This is a genomic window from Lyngbya sp. CCY1209 (assembly GCF_035615495.1).
Lineage (GTDB): Bacteria > Cyanobacteriota > Cyanobacteriia > Cyanobacteriales > Microcoleaceae > Limnospira.
In genome coordinates this window covers 1-18,913 of record NZ_JAJENU010000538.1, presented here as the reverse complement: position 1 = coordinate 18,913, position 18,913 = coordinate 1, and the positions used below count along the sequence as shown (strand labels likewise).

Here is an 18,913-nt window from a genome sequence, read left to right as displayed (position 1 = left end):
ATCGCCAGAGATATGGTCAACCACCGCCTGAAGGCCACCGCCGCCACCACCCATTTGGGGGGCTTTTCCGATCGCCTCCCACCCGCCCTGTCCGTCAAATCCGGCGATCGCATCGAGGTCGAAACCTACACCGGATATTATCTCTATGATGGTGCCCCGGAAGGGTTCCTGACGCCAGAATTCGTGCAACTGTGCCAAACCCTGTCCCGCGATCGCATCGTCGGACCCGGGCCCCACCTCCTCACCGGGCCGATTGTCGTCGAAACCGCCCAACCCGGAGACGTTTTGGAAGTCCGCCTGGAGTCCATTTCCCCCCGCCTCGCCGTCGGCTTCAACGCCATCCGGACCGGCTGGGGCGCCCTGCCGGAGCGATTTTCCGACCCCAAACTGCGGTTTATCGACCTCGATCTTAACCGCAACGTCACCGAATTTCCCCCCGGAAGCGGCGTCGAAATCCCCCTCCGCCCCTTTTTCGGCATTTTGGGCGTGGCCACCGCAGAACGCGATCGCTCCTCCATCCCCCCCGGCATCTACGGCGGCAATATTGACAACCCGGAATTGCAACCCGGTTCCCGCATTTTCCTCCCCGTTTTCGTCCCCGGTGCCCTATTTTCCATCGGGGACGGACACGCCGCCCAGGGGGCCGGGGAGGTGAACACGACGGCGATCGAAACCTCCATGAACGGGACAATCCAACTGATTTTGCACAAAAATTGGACCCTGGACGCACCCCTAGCAGAAACGTCAACTGATATCATCACGATGGGTTTCGGCGAGACGCTGGACGAAGCCTTCGAGTCCGCTTTGAACGGGACGATCGCCCTTTTGGAGCGATCGCTCAATATCACCCCAGAAGATGCCTACGTCCTCTGTTCTTTAGCGGTCGATTTCCGCATCACCCAGGTCGTCAATAGCCCCCAAAAAGGCGTCCACGGTGCGATCGCCAAATCCATGCTTCCCGACACATTTCAACTCCTCCCCAACCGATGAATTTCGACTTATTTTCCCCCCTCCAACTCCTCATCCTCGCCGGCGCCGGACTCTTCGCGGGAATCCTCGCCGGATTTTTGGGAATTGGCGGGGGAACCGTCCTCGTGCCCCTGCTTTTAACCCTCGGCAACACCCCCATCCAATCCGTCGCCACCAGCACTTTATCGATCGTCATCACCGCCATTTCCGGCAGCGTCCAAAACTGGCGGATGGGCGTCCTCAGCCCGGATCGGGTTCTCGGCATCGGATTTCCCGCCCTCATCACCGCCCAAATCGGCGCCTATTTCGCCGACTTATTACCCGCCTTTTGGCTATTGGTCGCTTTCGGATGTTTGCTGCTGCTAAATATCTATTTGGTACAAGTCCGCAAACAAGTCACCGCCAAACGGCGACTCCGGGAAGAACAAAACGAGGATATCGCCCCCGAAACCAATTCGATGAACCCAACTTTCGCCCGCATTGTAACCGGCAGTCTCGCCGGACTCCTCGCCGGATTGTTCGGCGTCGGCGGCGGCGTGATCATGGTGCCCCTGCAAATTTTACTATTGGGAGAAACGATAAAAGTCGCGATCCAAACCAGCCTCGGCGTGATTGTCATTACCGCCATTTCCGCCTGTTTCGGGCACGCTTTGCGGGGAAACGTCCTCTGGATTCCCGGAATTCTCCTGGGTTTGGGAGGTTTGGTGGGCGCCCAAATCAGCACCCGATTTTTACCCAAACTACCCGATCGCGTCGTCAGTTTGGCATTCCGAACCTTGCTGGCGTTGCTATCAGTTTATGTGTTCTGGAGGGCGTGGGGAACCATGTAGCACGGGCATCTTGCCGGTGAGGAGGAGCGATCGTTGAAAATGCCTGATGTTGTAGCCGATTTTATTCTTGTTCTTTTAAATTAACCACAGAGGCACAGAGGACACAGAGAGATTAACTGTAAAAAGGAAATGGTGGGTTACTATAAAAGGGAGTAGGGAGTCGAGAGATTGATCATTCCCGGCGTGTTACCACGCCAGCGATCGTTGCTATATTACCCATTAATTTAAGCAATAATAGATCACGGGGAACGCACCCCACAACGAACCCAAATCTGTGTTATCTGTATAATCGGTGAATAAAATCAACTAAAATCTGCGTAATCTGCGTAATCTGTGGACTTAAAATCACTCAAATCTCAGCTATTATCAACCCCCTATTTCAGAGTAAGAAAAGAAAATAGGGAATCAAAAAATTTCCCGACTCCCTACTCCCTATTCCCTACTCCCTCTCTTCCATTGGGGGAAGCCGCGGCACATCCTGGGGGATGCGGTTGAGGGTACTCGAAACCAAAGCGTATCCCAAATAGGCCGGGAGGACGATCGCCACCAAAAACGCGAACCCCGCCAGCCAAGCGGTGGGGTCGAAACCGGAGCCGTAAGAACAGCGGTAGGGGTCGATGGGGGGAGGGGTTTCCGAGGGCAATTGAGAGTCCGTCGGGCGGCGGAACCGCACCCGGCGATCGTCGAGTTTTTCCACCATCACCCAACCCGCGATCGCCTCTTCTTTGCACAGTTGCTCGAAAATCTTCGGGTTGCGAAATAAGTCCCGCTGGGCGCGGACAATTTTATATTCCCACTCCGGGTTACTGGGGGAATGGCCGTTGGGTTGAGACGATCGCGCGGTCTTCGTCTGGGGATTTTCCGAATCGTAGCGGGTCAAAATGTCCTCCTCCTCTTCCTGTTCTCGTTCCGCTTCGGCTTGTGTGGCGCAGATCCAGCTTCCCGCCAGAACGGCTTCCAAGCCCAGGCTGCTGACCATCAAGCTGTAAATAATAACCTCGTTCATGGCATCTCAAGGTCGATGTTCGAGCCGCCGCGATCGCCCAAATAGCCCTCGATCAGGTAATCCGGGCCGAGCGATCGCAGCGTCACCCGTTCCAAGGCTAGGGCCTCAGTCATCCGGGTCAGGCCCAAATCCCCGACGGGGGAAGGTGCCGTCCGTCCACCAATAATTTTAGGGGCAATAAACGCCCAAATTTTGTGAACCGCGCCCCGGGCGATCGCTTCGGCGGCCAACCGCCCCCCGCATTCCCACAAGACCGACAAAAATTGACGCTCATAGAAATATGCCATAACTTGGGCGGGGGTGAGCGGCGAAAACTCCACCACCTCTACCCCCTGTTTCTCCAGGTGCGCCCGAAAATCCGGACGGCGTCCCGCCTCGGCAAACACCACCGTGGGGGCTTCCGAAGTGTCCCACAGCCGCGCCTCCCACGGCAAATCCAAAGTCCGACTCATCACCGCCCGCAGGGGATTCGGTTCCCCCTGGCCGTGGGTAGTTAAATGAGGATTATCCCGCCGCACCGTATTTCCCCCCACCACCACCGCATCGCAGGCGACCCGCAGGCGGTGCACTTCCCGGCGGGCGTCCGGCCCCGTCACCCAAGCGCTGTGTCCCGTATCGGTCGCGATTTTACCATCCAAGGTCATGGCGTATTTGAGGATGCCGAAGGGCTCGCGGTGCAGAATCCGGTGGATGAAAGCCTCGTTGAGTTGTCGGCAGTCCTCCTCTTCCACCCCCGCCACCACCTCGATACCCGCCCCCCGCAGCCGTTCGATGCCGCGTCCGGCCACCAGGGGATTGGGATCGACCATCCCCGCCACCACCTTGGCGACTCCCGCCTCGATCAGAGCCTCCGTACAGGGGGGGGTGCGCCCGTAATGGTTGCAGGGTTCCAGGTTGACGTAAACCGTCGCGCCCCGGGCCCGTTCTCCGGCCTCCCGGAGGGCGAAGACTTCGGCGTGGGGTTGTCCGGCGCCGGGGTGAAATCCCTCGCCGACGATTTCATCTTCATCGACAATGACACAGCCCACCAGGGGATTGGGGGCGGTTTTGCCCAGGCCGCGGCGGGCCAGGTCCAGAGAGTGCCGCATCATCCGGCGATCGCGGTCTGGGAAATCGGGAAGATTCGTTTGGGTCATCTTAATAATTAATTATTAATTGTTAATTATTAATTATTAATTATCGGGCGACGGGGTTCGAGACGGTCCAGTGGGGCCCCCGCAGGGTGGTTTGCAACTGCCAAGCGCCGACGAGGGGATTGTTCACCTTCAGGATGCCATCGTAGACCGCCAAATTGATATAGGGACTCTCCAGAACCGGCCAGTCGGCGAGGCTGCGCCGTTCCCCGTTACTTGAATTCTGGGGGGCGGTGCGGGCTGGGACGGGATGGGTTTCATCCGCCAATATAGGGCGATTCGGGCCGATCGCGACACTGCTGTAAGATCGAGATGCAACGAGTGAGGATCTATCAAAAGGTGCACATCCAGACCCAGAGCTTTGTCCGAGCCTGGCGATCGCTCGCCGACGGTCGCCCGATCCCCTTTTCCCTGTTAGCCGTCGGTGCGGCCAGTAACGCCATCTATCCCCACGTCCCCCTGGTGGCGTTTGCGGCCATGAGCGGGGTGATGTTGACCCGCCAGAGGGCGATCGCAGTTGCCGGGGCAATTTGGTTGATCAACCAGGCGATCGGCTTCGGATGGCGCGGGTATCCCCTCACGGGTGTTGCCTTCACCTGGGGGGCGCTGATGGGTGTCGGAACGCTATTGGTGGTACTGTTGGCGAGTTGGCGACCCCCCTTCAGCCAGTCCACCTGGGTCGGACATGGGCTGTGGAGCGCGATCGCCCTGGTGGGGGGGTTTCTCCTCTATCAAGGACTGATTTTATTCGCCTATTTTTTCATCAGCGATGGGCATTTTATGGAGCCGACGCTCGTTTTGCGGCTGTTCGTGAAGCCAATTATTTGGGGTGGAGCGATCGCGATCGGGTACAATTTCTGTCTCTGGCGCACCTACACCGCCACCCTGTCTAAAAAGCTGAGTTTGTACGAAGAATTACGCCAGATTTATGTGTTGGGCGATCGCCCCATCCCCTACGATCGCAACCCTCTTAAACGTCCTTATATTTCCGTGTGTCGGTCGAGTCGCTGCTATCCTTCTCGCCGATGGCAACCGATTTATGATGCCCTTCAAAAAGCAGTGGAAGAAACCGAAGCCGATGTGACAGTAATGAGTGCCGGTTGTTTGGAAGTGTGCAAACTCGGCCCGGTAGTATTCTACTCCGGCGATCGCACTTGGTACACCCGCGTCACCCCAGAAGTGGCCGGGGAAATTGTCCGAGAACACCTGATCGGCGGTAAAAAAGTCACCCGCCATCTCTATCCGCCTGTCGATGCCCAAGGTTGATATGGCGCCGCGAGTAGGGTACAGGGACGGAGGGGCGATCGAAGATTCTACTCCCTATTTTTCAAACTGACCGATCGCGCATTTTTGTGGTATGCTAGGCAGAACTATCGGTTCTGGCGGGGATCAGCCGCCAGAGGAAACGGGGAAAGTGCAGTGAGAATCTGCCGCTGTCCCGCAACTGTGAAGGAGGTTTCGCACCTCCAAGTCAGGATGCCCGCCGATGGAAAGTCCATGTTCTGCAACATCTGCGAGGTACGGATGATGGTCCATTCAGTCTGTTCAAAATCCAAATCTAAGGGGCGAGTCCTCGACGAAACTCCCGCGCCAATTTTCTACGAACCCGACGGGGGAGACTTTGAGCCTGAGAATTGAAAGACAAAACTCGGGTGCGATCCGTGACAGTGTAGCGATAGCCTATAGCAGTGTGAAATGATTCGTGAAATTTGTCGGCTCAGAGCCCCCAGAATTGGGGGTTTGGGGGCTAGATATTTTTCCAATGCTTTCACAGGGCTGTAGATAGGTTGATGGGGCGAGTATCGCACTTTTAATTAATCGCCAAAAATGCGGGTTGGTGTGATGCCAGTCTGACATTTGCTGCGGTCACAATACGGGTGACTTCCTGACGAGTCATATTGATCGGCTCGTGGGGTGATTTCGTGCTGAAAAAAAATTCAGATCAACAAAGACCAAACATGAGCAATCTCATCATCGGGACGGCGGCAAACGATACGCTTGTCGGTTCCCAGGAATCGGACACTATCAAAGGAAATCAGGGTAACGACTCGATCGCAGGCCTTGGAGGCAATGATATTCTGCACGGAGGCAGTGGAAATGACATCATTTCCGGCGACTTCGGCAATGACGTTCTCTATGGAGACTTGGGCAGTGATACCTTAACGGGCGGTGCGGGGCAAGACCGATTTGTCATCGGACGCCGGAGTGCCACCGTGACGACGGGAGGGCGTTCGGAATCCGATGCCGACACCATCGCCGACTTTACCCCCGGTGAAGATGTCATCACCCTGGAACCCGGTCTGAACTTCGGAGAACTATTCGTCAGTCAAGGCCGGGAAGAATTGGCCGACAGCACCATTATCAGTGATTTGCTCACCGGCCATTTTCTGGCAATTTTGCCCGGTATCGACGCCGACGATTTATCCTTCAGCAATTTCACCACCGCGATCGAACCGCTGGAAATCTATTCCGGATCGACCGAAGATCCCGGAAAAATTGATTCGGCTATCCCCGGATTTACGGGCTCCGACGGGGCGGGAAAAGTCACCCCCAACAATACCCTCAACCCGATTTTTGTCGGCTGGGCAACCGGAGTGGAAAATTATCAGCCCGCCCCCGGTGTCGAAGCCCGATGGCAAACCCCAGAAAACGCCCTGGGGCCGGTTACAGGCGAGTCGGTCAACATCGTCTCCCTCGGCGATCTTGACAGCGATCGAATCGATGCCGGAATACCTCCGGGTGAAATTACCTTTTCCTTCGATTCGGGAATTCGCAATGGTGCCGGAGCCGATTTTGCCGTGTTTGAAAATGGCTTCAATAACCGGGGCGGCATCTTCGGCGAACTCGCCTATGTGGACGTTTCCAGCGACGGGGTAAACTTTGCCCGATTTGAGAGTGACTTTGAACCCGGTTCCAGAAGGTGGAAATTCCACCCAGTTTTTTATTGCCAACTTTGACGTTATTAAATTAGGAGAAATTGACCGTGACGATTCAAACAGAAACCTTGGGCTATCCCCGGATCGGAAAAAAACGGGAAGTTAAAAAAGCCCTGGAAGCCTTTTGGGGCGGAAAATCCGACGAGGAAACCCTGCTGCAAATCCTGCGGGAAGTGGAAACCTCGAACTGGAAAACCCAGTTGGAAGCCGGAATCGATCGCATCGGCATCGGCGACGGCAGCCTCTACGACCTGGTGTTAGATTGGAGCGTGCGGCTGGGCATCATTCCCGATCGCTTCCGCCACTTATCCGGCATCGATCGCTACTTTGCGATGGCCCGGGGCAAAGACGGGATTCCGGCCCTGGAGATGACCAAGTGGTTCGACACCAACTATCACTACCTCGTCCCGGAACTGGACGGAACCCTGCACACCCAAGACTTCAGCGACTTTTTAGCGACCGTGGAACGCGCCCAAACCGTACTCGGCGATCGCGCCGTGCCGATCGTGTTGGGGCCGCTGACCCTGCTGCGTTTGAGTCGCGTGGATCTCGGCTTCGATGATGCCGTCGGCCAACTGCGCGATCGCTATGTCACCTTACTCGAAGAACTGAAAAACGCGGGGGTTTCCGAAGTTCAAATCCACGAACCCGCCCTGGTGTTCGGAGATGCGGAAACCTTCAAAACCGCCACCGCCTCCACCTACGCCGCCTTCGCTGCCGTGGGATTGCCCATTCACTTGGTCACTTATTTCGACGACTTGGGAACCACCTATTCCTGGGTGACGCAACTGCCGGTTTCTGCCATCAGCCTCGACTTCACCAGGGGGCGGAATTTGGATTGGCTCAAACAGCACGGTTTCCCGGCAGACAAACGCCTGGGGGTGGGAATTGTCGATGCCCGCAACATTTGGAAATTGCGGTTGGAAACGACCCTTTCCACCTTGGAAACCATTCAAAGTGTCACGTCGAATTTCAGCTTGCACCCCTCGGCATCCCTGCAATTTGTCCCCTACGATGCAGCTCTGGAAAAGGAACTGCCCGAACCCCTGCGAAATGTCCTCAGCTTTGCCGAACAAAAGCTGGATGAAGTGGCACTTTTGGCCCGTTCTCTTGCCGAGGACGACGCCCGCCACCGTCACTTGAACGATTCTCAAAAACTGTGGGCGATTTTCGAGGAATTCAACCCCATCAATTCTGGTGTGTGGGAACAATTGAATAGCCTGACAGAATCTGATTTTCAGCGATCGCCCTCCTATTCCCTGCGACTGTCCAAACAGGTGCAACTGCCCCCCCTGCCCACCACCACCATCGGCTCATTTCCCCAAACCCAGGAGGTGCGACAACTGCGGGTGAAGTACAAGCGGGGCGAGTTGAGCGAAACCGAGTACCGGGCCGCGATCGACGCCCAGATCGCCGAGTGCATCAAAATCCAGGAGGCGATCGGGCTGGATGTCCTGGTACACGGGGAATTCGAGCGCACCGACATGGTGGAATATTTCGGGCAGCAACTCGAAGGGTTCGCCTTCACCGTGCATGGCTGGGTGCAAAGTTACGGCAGCCGCTGCGTGCGTCCCCCCATCATTTACGGGGATGTCTCGCGCCCCCACCCGATGACCGTGCGGGAATACAAAGTCGCCCAATCCCTGACTGAAAAGCCGATGAAGGGGATGCTCACCGGGCCGGTGACAATCATCAACTGGTCCTTCCCCCGCGCCGATATTTCCCGGCGGGATCAGGCGTTTCAGATCGCCCTGGCGTTGCGGGAAGAAGTGGCCGATTTGGAAGCTGCGGGGGCCCAGATCGTCCAGGTGGACGAACCCGCCCTGCGGGAAGGATTGCCCCTGAAGACGGAACGCTGGAGCGAGTATCTGACCTGGGCGGTGGATGCTTTTCGCCTGTCAACGGCGATCGCCCGACCCCAAACCCAGGTTCACACCCATATGTGCTATAGCGAATTTGGCGACATTATCCGCGACATCGAGAATCTGGATGCGGACGTGATTTCCATCGAAAATAGTCGCAGCAATAACCGCACGTTAAAAGAGGTGACGGAAGCGGGCTATTCCCATCAAATTGGCAACGGAGTTTACGACGTTCATTCTCCCATAGTTCCCCCGACTGAGCAGGTGGTGCAACAGTTGAAATCTGGCATCGCCAACCTCCCCACGGAGCAAATTTGGGTGAATCCCGATTGCGGGTTGAAAACTCGCCACTGGGAAGAAGTGATTCCGGCTTTGAAAAATATGGTGGAAGCGACCCGAATTCTCCGCCAAGAATTGTCATCTGAGACGGATTCACCGTCTCAAGATTCCTAATTTCATCGTCCGCAACTGGGGCAGGATTCCCGTGGGAACTGCCCCACCCGTCGAGACTCGAAAGCAGATCGAAAAGAAATTAAAATGACAATATCTGAATTCCGAGAAAACTGGCGACAAGCCTTCGTGGAAACCAATCTTTTGATCATCGGTTATAACGCCTGGGTCGGCTATCTAGCTGGAGAGCAGGGAGCCGTAGTGTGCAGCCTCAACCATCCCCGTTTGGGAATGACGGGGGAAACGTTTCGGGCGAATTATGTGCCGCGATCGCGCATGGCACCTTTTTTGAATGCTTGGCTGGTCGTCCCCGACACGGCGATCCTCCAGCACCACCACATCAATTCTCACATTTTGCAGGCGATCGATGTTTACAATCCCGAAACCGACGCGATTTTGCTGTTAGAATCCGGGCAGATGGTGACGTTTCTCTACCTGCGAAATCTGCCGATCGCGCCCCCAAAAGGCTACGAGATGGTCTGCAAGTGCTGGGAGGAATTTTATATCTCAGATGCCGACCTCTCCCAGATGAAAATTTTTCAAATTGACCTGATCTGCTAAGGAGTGATACAATCATGGAAAAAGCCACTTTATTTGTCTGTTCCCTCTGCCGATTTTCTGAGACTGAAAACAGCCGGGACGGTTTGTCCGGCGGACAGCATTTAATCGATCGCCTGGAAGGGGAATTGGAGGCAAAAAACTTGTCCGATGCCATTCACCTGCAACCCGTGCGGTGCATGGCGGCTTGCGGCCGTTCCTGCAATACAACCCTGGCGGCACCGGGTAAGCTGACATTCATATTCAGCAACCTTTCCCCCACCGACTCGGCGGCGGAATTGTCGGAGTTTTGTCAGCAATATGTTGCCCGTCCGGATGGAAAAGTCCCCCAGGTCGAACGCGCTTCCAGCATTCGTCAAGCCACGGCGTTTATTCTCCCTCCATTGCCGAGGAATTAAATGAACGTGAGTTCGACGAGAACAGTATGGTGCGATCGGTGCGCGATGGCGCGAAGGGCATCGGCAAAGCCGATCGCACGAAGGGCGGTAGCCGGGGCAATCACCTCCTCGCCCCGTCCGGCCACCAGGGGATTGGGGGCGGTTTTGCCCAGGCCGCGGCGGGCTAGGTCCAGAGAGTGTCGCATCATCCGGCGATCGCGGTCTGGGGGTTCGGAGGGGTTCGGTACGTTCATCCCAATAATTAACAATTAACAATTAATACAGTAATTTTCAAGTCAATGAGGTACACTTTCTAATTCAAAGTCCCCGTACAAATTTCTCGCGTTGCCACAATGGCTCCCCCCTTACTCCCCCCTTACAAATCGGTATTCCAGCCCCGATCATCAATTTTCGTCCGGTCCAGTCCCTTTTTCAACTTCGCCAGGGTGGGATAGTCTTCGAGTTGGGCAACATCGGTAATCCAGGCGGTTTTGACGCCGTGGGCGACCAGGGCTTGGTAATCTTCGTATTTGTCGGAAACGGGGGTTTGCAATTCGACGCGATCGCCCAAGGGGCGGGCGACGAGCCAGATATTTTCGATTTTCCAAATGTACCAGTCCCCGTGGCGTTCGGGGGGGCGCGAGGGGGGGGGCGGCGGGGAGGGCCAGCCAAGCGTGTTTTTCGTTCATCCTCGCCGCGACTTCCGGATCTCCCCTACACTGACAACCGGAGCTGGGTGTATTCGGACTCCGCCGCCGCAGAACTCGCCGCCGCTTCCCCGTCCGCCGTTCGTCGCCCCGGACACTGCCCTTCCCACTGCAACCACTGTTGGAATACCCCCTCCCGGCCGTCATCGGGGGTAACGAGATGGTAAACGCGATATCGCTTTTTCCGGTAACTTTCCAAGCGATCGCACTTCAACCCATAGCCAATTTGATCCAGAAATCGCCGCAAAACCATAATCGGCGTCGATCGCGCCGCCAACCCGATCCCCGTAATCGACTTGATCCCGGCGCGATCGCTCAATGCCATCGTCGCCATCTTCTGTAGATCGGGATCAATATTTTTCAACTCCCGACGTTCATCCCGCAACAAAACCGGAATCCCCAATAACTCCATCGTTCCCACGATCGCCCCCAACTGCGATCGGTTAAAATCCGGGCTAAACAGACCCCCCCCGCCCCGATCCAACAACTGGCGGGCGATCGCGGCATCCCGACCCGCCAAAAACGGGCGCCCGACCGTGAGAAAATAGTGCAGTCGCAACTGGTCGTACCAGCCGCGATCGTCTTTCATCACCAGATCCGCCGTCACCGAAACGCCGTAACGCAACTGTAGCTCAAATTTTCGCAATTCCCGCCGTTCACCCGGGGTTTTCAGCATCTGTTTTTGCAAAAGCTGGTATTCGCGATCGCCGATCTCCCGGGCCAATGCGATCGCCCAACAGTCCTTCCGATAGTTGCGATCGCGCACCGCCGCAATCAGTTCCCCCAAACTCGGTTTCGCCGCCCCCTGCAAGTCCCCTTCCTCCCCGGTGGGAGACACCGCCGCCAATCGGTGGCCCTCCGCAGCCAATCCCGCCAACACCGACTCCCGGTAGCGGATCATCCCCGCATTGAACCGCACCGCCATTTTCCCCCAACACAGCAGGGACTCGGCCTGAAACCCCACTTCCAAATCGTCCAAACCCTCGAAATCCGACTGCTGCAACAAACGCACATTCAACCGCGTCAGGCGATTTCCACAAGTCAACAGGGAGGCGACGGACAGCGCCCCATTCCCCACCTGATTAAACCCGTGGGAAGCCACCCACAGATAACGGGGCAGATTCTCCCGCACCCGCCCCAAGGCCTGACGGACGGAGTTTTCCGCCTGGATGCCCTGGGCGATGCCCCAAACTGAGGTAAAATGTCCCCGCAAATCGATACTGACCCCCGTTTCGATGCAAGGGGAAGCCAAAACGATATCGTAATCTCCCAAAACCTCCTCTGGGCGATCCATGCAACCCCGGGCGGGATGGGTGGAGTCGGCCAAAGATTCCGAGTCGATACGGAGAATTTTGCGATCGGGAAATTGGGCGTTCAGATAGGTTTCCAGGGTGCGAGTCCCCCACTGACTCGCCAACTTTTGGGCGGACAGGCAGACGAACGGACGCCCCCCGGCGGCGATGTGGCGTTCCAAATCCTTGACCAGTTGTTTAGGGGTGTGACCTTCGTAGTGACGGACCGTCCAGGCGTCCTCTGCTTCGGGCTTCCAGTGGTTTTCGACAATAAACGGTGTCAGGGGAACCCCCGATAATGCTTTGATATAGTCGATCGCGGTATCGCTGAGATCGGCGTCGGCGACCACCACCCGGCCGGTTCCTCCCAGTACATTTTGGATCAGGGTTTTGAGCGATCGCAGGATCGCCACCCGCGATTTCTGGCAGGTTTCGGAGTTCAACCCGTGCCAAAACACCTGTTCCACTTCGTCGAAAATAACCAAACCGTCGGACCAGCGATCGGGGTCGAAGCGGACCGCCGATCCGGGGTGCAGGGAGTCGATGCACAACCCATATCCCTCGCCGGGAGAAATCACCGTTCCGACATCTGATTTCATGTAAGTTAAACCGAACCGCCGACACAGGGACTCCACCAACCGGACGCGGTGGCCCACCACCAGCACCCGTTGAGAGCGATCGCGGGCCCGTCTGACGATCGCCTCCAAGAAACGGGTTTTTCCCGTCCCCTTGGGGGATTTGATGCCCACCAACTGGGCGGTTTCGGGAATCGTCAGGTCATCGGGGAGATAGCGGCTTTCGATGTGGATATCGGCGGGGTGGGTCAGGCGGGAATAGGACATCGCCCGCCAGTTTGACCAGGGGAGGGCGCTTTGGTAGGCTTGTTCTAAAGCCGATACCCCGCAGTTGGCGATCAGGTCGTCCACCCCTTTGCCCAAACTGGGATTCCAGGTGGCTACCTTGACCGCACATCCGGCCCGGTTCAGGAGGGAGCCCATCTGAGCGATCGCCCCATCGACGGCTTTGACGGTGGCGGGTTTGGTATCGCGATCGAAGATAATGCACATTTCCCGTCCGGGAACCGCCAATTTCTGCAATTCGGGAATTAAACGGGATTTGCCCGTCCGGTTGCCCCAGCCATCCCGGGGGGTGCGATAACCGCCGTGGATGCCGGCCAGGGCGATGGCGGCGTATCCGGCACTCAGCAGGGCTCCGGCCTTTTTCGCCCCTTCCGTGACGCACAGGGGGACTTCGGGATGGTTGACAACCCACTCCCAGAACCCCAAATCCGGGCGATCGCTTTGAATGTCTTCCGGGGAAAGACTCAACCCGTGGCGGCCCGCGATCGCCCTCCAGATGTCCTCAGATACCCGCAGGGCGAAGATTCCCGTGGGGGTTTGGGGGGGATGTTCGTATTTGATCGGTTTGTTGCGATCGCGGCTGATGCGGGGGTCAGCGGGTTTAAAACAGCCCCAGAGATCCTCGTGTCCGGTCAAAACATTCACCCCGGAACACCACCAACCCCCCTGATTGACGTGGCTGTAGCGGTTGAGGATGCGATCGCACACCCGGCCGTCATTGCGGCGGGGGAGGCTATCGGCGTACAGCAGATAATCCAGGGGGCGATCGCCCTCCAGGGGAATGACGTTGAGTCGGGTGAGCTGTTCGTCAACGCAGCTCGCGTTCCATTCGATCAAGTGATTCACGGCGTCTCCATCAACACGGGGTTTACCAAGATAACGCCAGATGTGCCGTTTGTGCGAACCAATTTTGCACCCGCCCCCCAGATGTGGGGTCGCCTCCCCCGAAAAATTGCGCTGGGGAGGCGGAGGAGGCGGAGGGAGAGGGGGAGGAAAGAAAGCGATTTTTCCGATCAAATCTGAAACACTCTCGCTTGTCAATTATTAATTGTTAATTGTTAATTTCGTCGTGTGCACCTCTTCCCAGTGCAGGCGGTAGAGTTGCAAAGGTTCATCTTTTCCCTTCACCCGGACGGGGGGCAGTTTTTCCAGGGGCAAACTGCGATCGCTCAATCGGTCGTAGGTACTTTGAGAAATCATAATTTCTTCGGCTTTGGCGGCGCTGCAAATGCGGCTGGCGACATTCATGGTGTCGCCGATGTGGGCGTATTGAATCAGGGTGTCGGAACCGATATTTCCCGCCGCCACCTGTCCGGTATTCAAGCCGATGTGAATTTGCAGCGGTTCCGAATACTCCATCATCCAGCGTTGGTTCATGCGGCGGACAGCCCACTGCATATCGATGGCGGCGCGGACGGCGCGATCGACGTCATCATTGCGGGCGTAGGGGGCCCCCCAAACGGCCACCAACGCATCTCCGATATATTTTTCCAAGGTTCCTTCGTAGGGAAAAACAATGTCTTCCACCATGACTCTAAAATATTCGTTGAGCATGGAAATCACCTGGCGGGGTTCCATGCGGGAAGACATCTGGGTGAAGCGGGTGATGTCGGAAAATAGGGCCGTCACTTCCGCCTCGATAATTTCCAGCCGCCCGACTTCCCGCAGTTTCCGGCTGACGGCGGGGGCGAAAAATCGCTCCAGCTTGTCCCGCATCACCGCTTCTTCTTGCATTTTGTGGCGCAGTTCCGCATTGTCGATCGCGATGGCGGCCTGGGCTGCCAACGTACTCAAAAACTCGACATCTTCATTAGAATAAACGTCGGACATTGACAAGTTATCTACGTACAAAACCCCGATCACTTTTTCCCGGGGTTTGAGGGGAACGCAAATCGAGGCGTGGATGGCTTGGCAGAGGATGGACTCGGAATCCTGGAACCGCTCATCGACGTGGGCATCGGAAGTGAGGATGGCGTCGCCCGATTTGAACACGGTGTTGGTAATTCGCTTGCTGTAAAAATGTTCGTCGGCTAAAACGTCCGAGCGATAGCGAACGGCCTTTTGTTCGAGGGTGTCATCCTGGGGATTGACCAATAAAATTGCGGCGCGATCGACGCGCATAATTTTAAACAGCAAATCCAGAATTTTATCGAGGAGTTTGTCGGTCGTTTCCGGGGAGGACAATTGTTTGCTGACATCCAGCAGAATTTTCAGCTTGTCCACCGCCCGCAGGTGGATGTCTTCCTGGCGGAGGTTGAGGACGGAGTGGTTCCCCCGATCCGGTTCGAGCAACTCCTGCATTTCGACGATTTCGGACTGGGGAGAAAACTGGGTGACGACGGCCGCGGGAGAATGCTTTGCCGCCGAGATATTGCTGGAGGTGTTGGAAGAAACCGTAAATTTAAACACCACCCTCCCGCAACGGATCATGTCCCCATCCTGCAACTCAGAACGGTGGATTTGCACGTCGTTGACAAAGGTGTGGTTGCTGCTGTTGCGATCGGTCAGAATTGCCCCGTTTCCTGTCACTTCGATCGTGGCGTGTTTGCGCGACAAACTCACGTCGGTGATACAGATACTATTATCCCGACTGCGCCCGATGGTATTTACACCGCGCTTCAATTCATAGGTGATGGGATGGGATTGATCGGGATCGTGGATTAAATATGGCACGTTCTCATGCAGTTTGCCGAAAATCAGTGAATCTCAAGTCTTCCGCTTTTTGGAGTCAACTCGGCGAGACGGTTTTGGGGACTGTTGCCGAAGAATGAAAGGACTCGGGCATCGATCGCCAGAGCGGGTTTTTAAGGTGGGTTTGGGCGGGCGGAAACCTCAAAAGTGATGTCAAGAATTCCCATACCTTCAGTGCCGACAGAACGTCACCCCTAAGATAGCACGGCACAGTTTTTCTGGACTCGGGGGCAGGAGCGGGGGAGCCAATGGTCAATTGTCAATTATCCCCACACCCTGATTTATGACACAATGGGGGGTCGGGTCTTTTTTTCGTCTTTCCCTATGTACCTGAAAACGCTACATCTCCGGCAGTTTCGCAACTACGAAGCTCAAGACGTGGCGTTCGATGCTCCCAAGACCATTTTAGTCGGCGACAACGCCCAAGGAAAATCGAATCTGCTCGAAGCGGTGGAATTGCTCTCCACCCTCCGCTCTCACCGGGTGAGCCGCGATCGCGACCTGATTTCGGACGATGGCGCGATCGCCCAGGTGACGGCGATCCTGGCCCGAGACAGCGGACAGTTTGACCTCTCCCTCACCCTGCGGAGCCGGGGTCGCCGGACGGTGGCCCTCAACGGCCAAACCCTGAGACGGCAACTGGACTTCCTCAGCATCCTCAACGTGGTGCAGTTTTCGAGCCTCGATCTGGAATTGGTGCGCGGCGGACCCCAGGAGCGCCGAAATTGGCTCGATCGCCTCCTGATCCAGCTCGAACCCGTCTACGCTTACATCCTCCAGCAGTACCATCAGGTGTTGAAGCAGCGGAACGCCCTGTTGAAGCGGGGACGGGGCGGGGAAAGGCCCCCGGAAGAGTTGGCGGTTTGGGACGCTCAACTGGCGGTGACGGGCTCCCGGGTGGTGCGGCGGCGCGATCGCGTCTTGGAACGGCTCGTCCCCCTGGCTCGGAAGTGGCACCACGCCATCAGCGGCAGCACGGAAACCCTGGATATTACTTATTGTCCCAATATTTGCTCCCGGGATATTCCGGACCCTGAATTTTCCCGCTGGCAACCCGAACGGGTGCGGCAGGAGTTTCTGAAAAAAATCGCCGATCGCGCGATCGCCGAACGGCACCAGGGGATCACCCTTGTCGGCCCCCACCGGGACGATGTGGCGTTTACCATCAACAAAACCCCGGCCCGCCAATACGGCTCGGCGGGCCAGCAGCGGACGTTGGTTTTGGCCCTCAAGTTGGCGGAACTGGAACTCATCGAAGCCGTCGTCGGCGAACCCCCGCTGTTGCTGTTGGATGACGTTTTGGCCGAACTGGACCCCAACCGCCAAAACCAACTCCTCGAAGCCATCCAAGAACGATTTCAAACCCTGATCACCACCACCCACCTGGGCTCTTTCGATCCCCAGTGGTTGCAACACAGTCAAATCCTCAGCGTCAAAGCTGGAAAAATAAAACAATTAACAATTAACAATTGAAGGTCCCGATTCGCTTTTTAAGGGGTCGGGAAGAACTGACCATTAATAACGATCAATTGTCGGTTGCCAATTCCCAATTGCCCATCGCAAATTATTAATGATTAATGATTAATTAATTCCCGGGCATAAATGCCGGGGGCGTAGGCTTCGACGACTTTGCCGGTGTTGGAGCAAGTCACCATGAGATAATCGCAGGTGTGACATTGGGTGTGAATGAGTCGATTGTCGTAACACCGTTCGGCATGAGAACCGCAGTTGGGGCAGCGAATGATTTGTTTGGTAGACATTTTAAATTCTTTTTTTTAACGATGTTAATTCGGGGCAATTTACCCCCACCCGGGCTGTCGCAACAACTTAATGTTTGGCAACATGATCGGGGGAAATGTCACCGATAGTGGTTGTCAAGAATAGGATCTCTATTTTGAGCGTTCCCACCCCAACAATTATGTCAGGATTTGATGGGAGTTGCAATCTCTCCCGGGGGGTAAGGCGTTGATCCCCGGGGTGAAAGCGCAGCGATCCGGTGATTTCAGATCGGTAAAAAGCCTTTTGTAAGGGAATTTCAGCCCCAATTGTAAAGTTTTATTGGCATCTTTCTTGCCCGGACTGGCTCCGAATTTTAATAAAGATTTAACGATTTGAATCTTCTCGGAGATAGAGATTTCCCATTCTCTAACGGGCAACCGGGGACGGTTGCCCCCACATCCTACACGGAGTGAGTGGCGCTAACGGCGGAGACGAGGCGATCGAGGGCTTGCTGCATCTGGGTTTTGACCTGTCGGTAACAGGACTCGACGTAATCGCGATCGCGGGCGGCGTCGCGGCCGTAGCGGTCGAACCGGATGGGGGGACAGACGCGGGTGCGGATGGGCGCCGGCAGGGGAAAATTGGGCAGGGGGCCGAGGCTCAGTCCCCAAGGCAGCCCCAAATAAATGGGGAACACTTCGGGATCGAGGTCGAGCAACCAGGGCATCCCCCGCTCGTGCAACCATTTCGCCTGTTCGTAACAGTCGGTGAGGACGATGAGGGTGTCGTGGGCACCGCAGGAAATCACCGGGACGATGGGGGAGCCGGTCCGCAGGGCGAGTTTGATGAATCCCCGCCGCCCCGCAAAGCAAATCTGATTCCTCATCACGTGGGGGCGGAAAACGTCCTCGCCGCCGCCGGGGTACACCAGAACCGGGAAATCCCGCTCCAAGGCCGCGATCGCGATCCGGGGGTGGGCTTGAATGGCTCCGCACTTGACCGCCGGGTGGGCAACGGAAGACGAGATTTTCCAAATGGTGGGGTGCATCAGGCCGTAGATGGGGCGATCGCTGCCGTAGCGGCGCACCCAGTCGTACATACACATATGGGTATCCGGCGCGGCTAACCCGCCATTGTGGGAGCCGACGATCAACATCCGCCCGGAGTCGGGGACGTTCTCCCACCCGTCCGTTTGGACGTGAAAGTAATTGTCGTAAAACCACCCCAGGACGGGCTGGAGGGAACGGATAAATTCTGGATCTCGCCCGTCCAAAGACCAGCCATCTAAATCTGTGGTGTCGGGTGAGGTGCGATCGGGGTCAATTAACGAATTCAACGCTGTCGGCTCCCGGACTCAAATCGGACCTTTGCCAAGATACTCCGATTTTCTCATTCTGACAACTGTTGAGAAGGGGTCGATAACAGAGTTAAGGTATATGAATTAAGTCCGCAGATTTCGCAGATGACGCAGATTTCTGATTTTTTATGTGGGTCGCAGGTGATGGGGCTTTTGTGAATTATGG

The 18,913-nt window shown here is 56.3% G+C and carries 17 protein-coding genes and 1 riboswitch; of the genes, 8 read left to right on the top strand and 9 right to left on the bottom strand.

Annotated features, from left to right (window positions below):
• Window positions 1–12: 12 nt before the first annotated feature.
• A complete protein-coding gene (locus LKE08_RS17775) occupies window positions 13–990 on the top strand; it encodes an acetamidase/formamidase family protein (RefSeq protein ID WP_324705588.1) in 978 nt (325 codons plus the stop codon).
• Window positions 987–1,799 (top strand): sulfite exporter TauE/SafE family protein, encoded by an 813-nt coding sequence (locus tag LKE08_RS17770; protein WP_324705587.1) that lies wholly within the window; start codon window positions 987–989, stop codon window positions 1,797–1,799. Before LKE08_RS17775 ends, LKE08_RS17770 begins: the two co-directional genes overlap by 4 nt.
• A gap of 439 nt (window positions 1,800–2,238) precedes the next feature.
• On the opposite strand, the gene LKE08_RS17765 is transcribed toward LKE08_RS17770, so the two are convergent.
• Genes LKE08_RS17765 through LKE08_RS17755 form a run of 3 tightly spaced genes read right to left on the bottom strand, consistent with a single transcriptional unit; the run spans window position 2,239 to window position 4,206 of the window.
• Window positions 2,239–2,805, bottom strand: a complete 567-nt coding sequence (locus LKE08_RS17765; protein ID WP_324705586.1) for a hypothetical protein — start codon at window positions 2,803–2,805, stop codon at window positions 2,239–2,241.
• A complete protein-coding gene (ribD, locus tag LKE08_RS17760) occupies window positions 2,802–3,941 on the bottom strand; it encodes a bifunctional diaminohydroxyphosphoribosylaminopyrimidine deaminase/5-amino-6-(5-phosphoribosylamino)uracil reductase RibD (protein ID WP_324705585.1) in 1,140 nt (379 codons plus the stop codon). The genes LKE08_RS17765 and ribD overlap by 4 nt, the downstream gene beginning before the upstream one ends.
• Window positions 3,942–3,981: 40 nt before the next feature.
• Window positions 3,982–4,206, bottom strand: coding sequence for a hypothetical protein (locus LKE08_RS17755; protein WP_324705584.1), 225 nt, complete (start codon window positions 4,204–4,206; stop codon window positions 3,982–3,984).
• Between the two features lie 44 nt (window positions 4,207–4,250).
• Between LKE08_RS17755 and LKE08_RS17750 the strand changes: the two genes are divergently transcribed.
• The 5 genes from LKE08_RS17750 (at window position 4,251) to LKE08_RS17730 (ending at window position 10,142) form a co-directional block, all read left to right on the top strand.
• Window positions 4,251–5,204, top strand: coding sequence for an NAD(P)H-dependent oxidoreductase subunit E (locus LKE08_RS17750; protein ID WP_324705583.1), 954 nt, complete (start codon window positions 4,251–4,253; stop codon window positions 5,202–5,204).
• A gap of 91 nt (window positions 5,205–5,295) precedes the next feature.
• Window positions 5,296–5,441: riboswitch (cobalamin riboswitch) on the top strand.
• A gap of 455 nt (window positions 5,442–5,896) precedes the next feature.
• Window positions 5,897–6,895, top strand: coding sequence for a hypothetical protein (locus LKE08_RS17745; protein ID WP_324705582.1), 999 nt, complete (start codon window positions 5,897–5,899; stop codon window positions 6,893–6,895).
• Window positions 6,896–6,921: 26 nt separating this feature from the next.
• Window positions 6,922–9,189, top strand: coding sequence for a 5-methyltetrahydropteroyltriglutamate--homocysteine S-methyltransferase (gene metE / locus LKE08_RS17740; RefSeq protein WP_324705581.1), 2,268 nt, complete (start codon window positions 6,922–6,924; stop codon window positions 9,187–9,189).
• Between the two features lie 84 nt (window positions 9,190–9,273).
• Complete coding sequence (locus tag LKE08_RS17735) at window positions 9,274–9,747, top strand: hypothetical protein (protein ID WP_324705580.1); 474 nt, start codon at window positions 9,274–9,276, stop codon at window positions 9,745–9,747.
• A gap of 14 nt (window positions 9,748–9,761) precedes the next feature.
• Entirely contained in the window at window positions 9,762–10,142 is a 381-nt protein-coding gene (locus tag LKE08_RS17730) for a DUF1636 domain-containing protein (RefSeq protein WP_324705579.1), read from the top strand.
• On the opposite strand, the gene LKE08_RS17725 is transcribed toward LKE08_RS17730, so the two are convergent.
• From LKE08_RS17725 to LKE08_RS17710, 4 genes are all read right to left on the bottom strand, one after another.
• Complete coding sequence (locus LKE08_RS17725) at window positions 10,139–10,375, bottom strand: hypothetical protein (RefSeq protein ID WP_324705578.1); 237 nt, start codon at window positions 10,373–10,375, stop codon at window positions 10,139–10,141. The two genes, LKE08_RS17730 and LKE08_RS17725, sit on opposite strands and share 4 nt — an antisense overlap.
• Window positions 10,376–10,497: 122 nt before the next feature.
• Window positions 10,498–10,692 (bottom strand): hypothetical protein, encoded by a 195-nt coding sequence (locus tag LKE08_RS17720; protein WP_324705577.1) that lies wholly within the window; start codon window positions 10,690–10,692, stop codon window positions 10,498–10,500.
• A gap of 143 nt (window positions 10,693–10,835) precedes the next feature.
• Window positions 10,836–13,826, bottom strand: coding sequence for a plasmid replication protein, CyRepA1 family (locus LKE08_RS17715; protein WP_324705576.1), 2,991 nt, complete (start codon window positions 13,824–13,826; stop codon window positions 10,836–10,838).
• 198 nt (window positions 13,827–14,024) lie between these two features.
• On the bottom strand, window positions 14,025–15,653 hold the full coding sequence (locus LKE08_RS17710; RefSeq protein WP_324705575.1) for an adenylate/guanylate cyclase domain-containing protein: 1,629 nt from the start codon (window positions 15,651–15,653) through the stop codon (window positions 14,025–14,027).
• 342 nt (window positions 15,654–15,995) lie between these two features.
• Between LKE08_RS17710 and recF the strand changes: the two genes are divergently transcribed.
• A complete protein-coding gene (gene recF, locus LKE08_RS17705; protein WP_324705574.1) occupies window positions 15,996–17,144 on the top strand; it encodes a DNA replication/repair protein RecF in 1,149 nt (382 codons plus the stop codon).
• 101 nt (window positions 17,145–17,245) lie between these two features.
• On the opposite strand, the gene LKE08_RS17700 is transcribed toward recF, so the two are convergent.
• Window positions 17,246–17,431, bottom strand: coding sequence for a hypothetical protein (locus LKE08_RS17700; protein ID WP_324705573.1), 186 nt, complete (start codon window positions 17,429–17,431; stop codon window positions 17,246–17,248).
• 419 nt (window positions 17,432–17,850) lie between these two features.
• Entirely contained in the window at window positions 17,851–18,726 is an 876-nt protein-coding gene (locus tag LKE08_RS17695; RefSeq protein WP_324705572.1) for a lysophospholipid acyltransferase family protein, read from the bottom strand.
• Window positions 18,727–18,913: the final 187 nt, after the last annotated feature.

Excerpts from the sequence above, each read along its gene's own strand:
- LKE08_RS17775 (WP_324705588.1), top strand. The coding sequence starts at position 13 with ATGGTCAACCACCGCCTGAAGGCCACCGCCGCCACCACCCATTTGGGG.
- LKE08_RS17770 (WP_324705587.1), top strand. The coding sequence starts at position 987 with ATGAATTTCGACTTATTTTCCCCCCTCCAACTCCTCATCCTCGCCGGC.
- LKE08_RS17765 (WP_324705586.1), bottom strand. The coding sequence starts at position 2,805 with ATGAACGAGGTTATTATTTACAGCTTGATGGTCAGCAGCCTGGGCTTG.
- ribD (WP_324705585.1), bottom strand. The coding sequence starts at position 3,941 with ATGACCCAAACGAATCTTCCCGATTTCCCAGACCGCGATCGCCGGATG.
- LKE08_RS17750 (WP_324705583.1), top strand. The coding sequence starts at position 4,251 with ATGCAACGAGTGAGGATCTATCAAAAGGTGCACATCCAGACCCAGAGC.
- LKE08_RS17745 (WP_324705582.1), top strand. The coding sequence starts at position 5,897 with ATGAGCAATCTCATCATCGGGACGGCGGCAAACGATACGCTTGTCGGT.
- LKE08_RS17735 (WP_324705580.1), top strand. The coding sequence starts at position 9,274 with ATGACAATATCTGAATTCCGAGAAAACTGGCGACAAGCCTTCGTGGAA.
- LKE08_RS17730 (WP_324705579.1), top strand. The coding sequence starts at position 9,762 with ATGGAAAAAGCCACTTTATTTGTCTGTTCCCTCTGCCGATTTTCTGAG.
- LKE08_RS17725 (WP_324705578.1), bottom strand. The coding sequence starts at position 10,375 with ATGAACGTACCGAACCCCTCCGAACCCCCAGACCGCGATCGCCGGATG.
- recF (WP_324705574.1), top strand. The coding sequence starts at position 15,996 with ATGTACCTGAAAACGCTACATCTCCGGCAGTTTCGCAACTACGAAGCT.
- LKE08_RS17700 (WP_324705573.1), bottom strand. The coding sequence starts at position 17,431 with ATGTCTACCAAACAAATCATTCGCTGCCCCAACTGCGGTTCTCATGCC.